This window comes from Kitasatospora sp. NPDC049285, assembly GCF_040678815.1.
Taxonomy (GTDB): Bacteria; Actinomycetota; Actinomycetes; order Streptomycetales; family Streptomycetaceae; genus Kitasatospora.
On sequence record NZ_JBFAQR010000124.1, the window covers coordinates 1 to 5,039 of the forward strand.

General features: G+C 75.6%; 4 protein-coding genes. 2 read left to right on the forward strand and 2 right to left on the reverse strand.

Annotation, left to right across the window (positions count from 1 at the left end):
• Window positions 1-143: 143 nt before the first annotated feature.
• Window positions 144-422 carry a hypothetical protein gene (locus AB0K51_RS34555; RefSeq protein ID WP_363462217.1) on the reverse strand — a complete coding sequence of 93 codons (279 nt, stop codon included), beginning with the start codon at window positions 420-422 and terminating at the stop codon, window positions 144-146.
• 166 nt (window positions 423-588) lie between these two features.
• Between AB0K51_RS34555 and AB0K51_RS34560 the strand changes: the two genes are divergently transcribed.
• A complete protein-coding gene (locus AB0K51_RS34560) occupies window positions 589-3,018 on the forward strand; it encodes a lysylphosphatidylglycerol synthase transmembrane domain-containing protein (RefSeq protein ID WP_363462219.1) in 2,430 nt (809 codons plus the stop codon).
• A 5-nt stretch (window positions 3,019-3,023) separates the two neighbouring features.
• On the opposite strand, the gene AB0K51_RS34565 is transcribed toward AB0K51_RS34560, so the two are convergent.
• Window positions 3,024-3,248, reverse strand: coding sequence for a hypothetical protein (locus AB0K51_RS34565; protein ID WP_363462221.1), 225 nt, complete (start codon window positions 3,246-3,248; stop codon window positions 3,024-3,026).
• 161 nt (window positions 3,249-3,409) lie between these two features.
• Between AB0K51_RS34565 and AB0K51_RS34570 the strand changes: the two genes are divergently transcribed.
• Entirely contained in the window at window positions 3,410-4,951 is a 1,542-nt protein-coding gene (locus AB0K51_RS34570; protein WP_363462223.1) for an ATP-dependent DNA ligase, read from the forward strand.
• The last annotated feature ends 88 nt before the right edge of the window (window positions 4,952-5,039 follow it).

Here is a 5,039-nt window from a genome sequence, read left to right on the forward strand (position 1 = left end):
TCGATGTGCTGTGGGCGATGCTGCGTGACAAGAGGCTGTTCACCTCCGCCCCGTCGGTCACGCAGACGGCTTGACACGATCATTGAGATTCCTTCGGCGGGGACGGAAGCTGCGGGCCCCACTCTCCCATCCCCGCCGGCGGTTCAGTGCGCGGAGTGCCGCTCCGCTCCGCGGTGCCGGTGGCCGGGTAGCTCGGTGTGCGCGGCGGGGCCGTCGGCCGGGCCGGCCATGGCGGGCGTCCGGCGGCCGCCGTGGCTGAACACCGCGTCGCCGAAGTAGCGGCCGGTGCCGGCGGCGAGGGCGGTGTCGGTGTGCCGCTGTGGGGCGAGCGGCATCGGATCGGCGGCCATCGTGCGGTTCTCCAGGACTTCCTGGGTCCCCTTGCGGAGCCTGGTCATCTTGTCGGTCGATCGCTTGGTCATCGCCGACCTCCCTTCGTTCGCCCGATATGCCCGATTATCCACCGGAATACACCCGCCCGGGGCGAACACCCTTTCGTCAAGCGCCAACTCGGCGTCGAAACGGTGTGGGAGCATGCGGCCCGTGGCCACGGTGATACAAGCCGACGAAACCCGGGAGACCGGTGCGGTGGAACCTGCCCCGGCGGGTCCGAGCGCGGGGCGGGTTCGGCATCCGGCTGCCCTGATCAGGCTGGGCGGCGGACTGGGCGCCCTCGGGCTGGTCCTGCTGCTGGCCGGGTACGCCCGGGCGTCCGCGCTGGGCCTGGACGCCGACATCGCGCACGGCGCGTCCCTGCTGCCTTGGCCGCCGGCCAAGCTGACCGCCGCGCTGTGCGGGGCCGCGCTGCTCGCGCTGCCGCTGACCTTCGCGGTGGCCCGGATGCTGCGCGGCGACGGCCGCCGGGTCGCCGACGGGGTGCTCGCCGCCGTCCTCGCGTACGGCCTGGCGATGGGCCTGGACCTGCTGGCCGGCGACCTGACCACGCTGACCCACACCGCGCCGATCGGCGCCGGCCGCACCGACCCCGTGTACGGGCACCTGGCGCCGGTGCTCGCGTTCATGACCGCGGTCGGCACCGCCGGGCTGCGCCGCTGGCGCACCGCGCTGGCCAGCACGCTCACGCTGGCCGGCCTGTCCGGGCTGGTCACCGGCTACGCGACCCCACTGTCGCTGCTGCTGGCCCTGCTGCTGGGCTGGACCACCGCGCACGCCACCCGGTACGCCGTCGGCGAGCCGGTCGGCTGCCCGACCGAGGGGCAGGTGGCCGCAGCGCTGACCGCCGCCGGGGTCCGCCCGGACGCCGTCCGCCCCGCCGGGCCGAGCCACTACCTGGTCACCCAGTACGACGGCGGCCCCGACCTGGACGTCTACCTGCTGGACCGGCACGCCCAGGCCAGCGGGCTGCTCGGCCACCTGTGGCTGGCACTGCGGCTGCGCACCGCGCCGCGCCCGCTGGGCATGCGCCCGCTGCGGGCCACCCTGGAGCACCAGGCACTGCTCGGCTTCGCCGCCTCCGCCGCGGGCGCCCGCACCCGTACCCCGGTCGCCGCCGTCGAGATCGACCCGGACGCGGCCCTGGTCGCCTACCAGCGCCTGGACGCCCGTCCGCTGGCCGAACTGTTCGCCGAGCCCGGCCCGCACGACGAGCCCAGCCCGCACGACGAGCCGGCCGAGGACCGGTCGTCCGGGGACCAGCCGTCCGACGCGCTGCTGCACGACGCCTGGCGGCAGCTGGCGCTGCTCCAGCGGCGGCGGATCGCCCACCGGGCGCTGGCCCCGGAGACCGTGCTGGTCGACCCGGAGGGCCGGGTCCACCTGGTCGACCTGGCCGACGGCGAGATCGCCGCCGGCGACCTGCTGCTGCGCCTGGACGTGGCCGGGCTGCTCGCGGTGCTGGCGCTGTACGCGGGGCCGGAGCGGGCGGTGCGGGCGGCGATGGAGGTGCTCGGGCCCGGCCCGGTGGGCGCCGCGCTGCCGCTGCTGCAGCCGATCGCGCTGGCCCGCGGCACCCGGGCGGCGCTGGCCCGGCACAAGGGCCTCGCCGCCGACCTGCGCACCGAGGTGCAGCGCCGGCTGCCGCAGGCCGTCGCGGAACCGGTCCGGCTGGAGCGGCTGCGCCCGCGCACCCTGGTGACGGTGGCCGCCGGGATGGGGGCCGGCTACCTGCTGCTGCAGATGCTGTTCAACGGCGAGAGCAACCCGATCACGGTGGTCGCCGGGGCGGACCCGCTCTGGCTGGCCGCCGCGGTGGCCGCGTCCGCCGCCAGCTACCCGATCGCCACCATCGCGTTCAGCGGCTTCGTCCCGGAGAAGCTCTCCTACCGGGCCACACTGGCCGCGCAGACCGCCGGCTCCTTCGTGAAGCTGGTCTCGCCCGGGGGCGTCGGCGGCCTCGCGCTGAACACCCGCTACCTGCAGTGCGCGGGCGTCCCCACCGCGCAGGCGCTGTCCAGCGTCGGCGCCACCCAGCTGTTCGGGCTGGTGCTGCACCTGCTGGAGCTGGCCGTCTTCAGCGCCCTGCTGGGCATCGGCAGCGGGCCGCTCGGCGCAGAGACCGACCGGCTGCCGGACGGGATGACGCTGGCGCTGATCGCCGCCGGGATCACCGTGGTGCTGGTGTCGGTGGCCGCCGTGCCGTGGCTGCGGCACCGGGCGCAGGCGCTGCTGCGCCCGCTGCGCGCCGAGGTGCTGCCGCGGCTGCTCGACCTGGCGCAGCAGCCCGGCAAGCTCGCCGCGGGCGTCGCCGGGCAGCTGCTGGTGTCGATGTGCTTCGTGCTGTGCCTGTACTGCTGTGCCCGCGCGGTGGGCCCGCAGCCGGGGTTCGTCGCGGTGGCGGTGAGCTTCCTGACCGGCAACGCGGTGGGCAACGCCGCGCCGACGCCGGGCGGGGCGGGCGCCGTGGAGTACCTGATGTCGGACATGCTGGCCGCCACCGGCAACATGGACCAGGGCACCGCGTTCGCGGCGGTGATGCTGTTCCGGTTCCTCACCTTCATGCTGCCGGTCCTGCCCGGGTGGGCCGCGTTCGCCTGGCTGCAGCGGCGCAAGGCGATCTGACCGGGTCAGTCCCGCTGGTCCTCCTCCTCTGCGGCGACCTCGCGCACCTGCTCCACGGCGTCGCCGTCGTCGGCGGGCTGCGCGCCCAGCGCGCGCTGCCTGCGCAGCAGTTCCAGGTCGTCGACCTCCGACTCGACCGCCTCGCGGTTCTCGTCGGCGGCCTCCAGCACGTCGGGGGACTGCTGGTCGGCGTCCTCGGGGTATTCCGGAATCTCGGAGTTCAGGCGCATACCGCCAGTATCCGGCCGAACCGGCCGGAAGCGGAGTGTTTCGGGCGGCGGGTCTCCCCCGGCCGGCGGCGCGGGCCCGCCGTGCGCCTGCCGGACGGGGACGGCGGGCGCTCGTAGGGTGGGCGGCGGGGAAGCGGTCACGACGCGGAGGGCACCCGGGGATGTTGTTGGCGGAGGTGGCCGCGGCGTCCGCGCGGTTGGCGGCGACGGCGGCGCGCGGCGAGAAGGTGCGGGTGCTGGCCGGGTTGTTCGGGCGGCTGGAGCCGGACGAGGCGCCCGTGGTGGTGGCGTACCTGGCGGGGCGGCTGCCGCAGCGCCGGATCGGAGTGGGGTGGCAGACCCTGCGCGAGCCTCCCCCGCCGGCGGCCGTGCCGACCCTGCCGGTGCTGGAGGTGGACCGCCGGCTGGCCGCGCTCGGCGCCCTGTCCGGTCCCGGCTCGCAGCGTGAACGCAAGCGGCTGGTCGACGAGTTGATGGCCCTGGCCACCGCCGTCGAGCAGCACTTCCTGCTCGGGCTGATCAGCGGCGAGCTGCGCCAGGGCGCCCTCGACGCACTGGCCGTGGAAGGGCTCGCGGCGGCCCGCGACGTCCCGCCCGAGGCGGTCCGCCGGGCGCTGATGGTCTCCGGCCAACTCGGCCCGCTCGCCCGCGACCTGCTCGCCGAGGGCCCGTCCGCCCTGGACGCCTTCCGGCTGACCGTCGGCCGCCCGGTGCAGCCGATGCTGGCGCAGAGCGCGGCGGACGTGGACGAGGCGCTGGACCGGCTCGGCCCGTGCGCGGTCGAGGAGAAGCTGGACGGCATCCGGATCCAGGTCCACCGGGACGGCGACACCGTCCGGGTGTTCACCCGCACGCTCGCCGAGATCACCGACCGGCTGCCCGAAGTGGTGGCCCGGGTCCGGGAGTTGCCCGAGCGGCGGCTGGTCCTCGACGGCGAGGTGCTGGCCCTGGACGCGGACGGCCTGCCGCGCCCGTTCCAGCAGACCTCCGGCCGGGTCGGCTCGACCGACCCCGCAGCCGGCCGCCATGCCGAACTGCCGCTCTCCGCCGTCTACTTCGACCTGCTGGTGCGCGGCGACCGGGACCTGCTGGACGCGCCCGCGGCCGAGCGGCACGCCGAACTCGCCGCCCTGCTGCCCGCCGGCGCCCGGGTCCGGCGGCTCCCGGTGACCGATCCGGCCGATCCCGAACAGCGGCGCGCCGCCCGGGAGTTCAGCCGGGCCGCGACCGCCGAGCACCGGCACGAGGGGGTGGTGGTGAAGTCCCTGGACGCGCCGTACAGCGCCGGGCGGCGCGGCTCCTCCTGGCTGAAGGTGAAGCCCGTGCACACCCTGGACCTGGTGGTCCTGGCCGCCGAGTGGGGCCACGGCCGGCGCACCGGCCGGCTCTCCAACCTGCACCTGGGCGCCCGCCGGCCGGACGGGAGCTTCGCCATGCTCGGCAAGACCTTCAAGGGCCTGACCGACGCCCTGCTGGAGTGGCAGACCGCCCGGCTGCAGGAGTTGACGGTGCGCCGGGAGCCCTGGGGCGTGGCGGTCCGCCCCGAACTGGTGGTCGAGATCGCCTTCGACGGCGTCCAGCGCTCCACCCGCTACCCGGACGGCGTGACGCTGCGCTTCGCCCGCGTGGTCCGCTACCGCGACGACAAGACGGCCGCCGAGGCGGACACCCTCGCCGCGGTGGCCGCCCTGCTCCCCGACTGACAGTGATGATGTTCCTGGTGATGTTGCCAGCGAGTCTGACCCACCGACTGACTGACGCCTCGGCTGTCCTGTTTGCGATTTGTCGGCT

Excerpts from the sequence above, each read along its gene's own strand:
- AB0K51_RS34555 (WP_363462217.1), bottom strand. The coding sequence starts at position 422 with ATGACCAAGCGATCGACCGACAAGATGACCAGGCTCCGCAAGGGGACC.
- AB0K51_RS34565 (WP_363462221.1), bottom strand. The coding sequence starts at position 3,248 with ATGCGCCTGAACTCCGAGATTCCGGAATACCCCGAGGACGCCGACCAG.
- AB0K51_RS34570 (WP_363462223.1), top strand. The coding sequence starts at position 3,410 with ATGTTGTTGGCGGAGGTGGCCGCGGCGTCCGCGCGGTTGGCGGCGACG.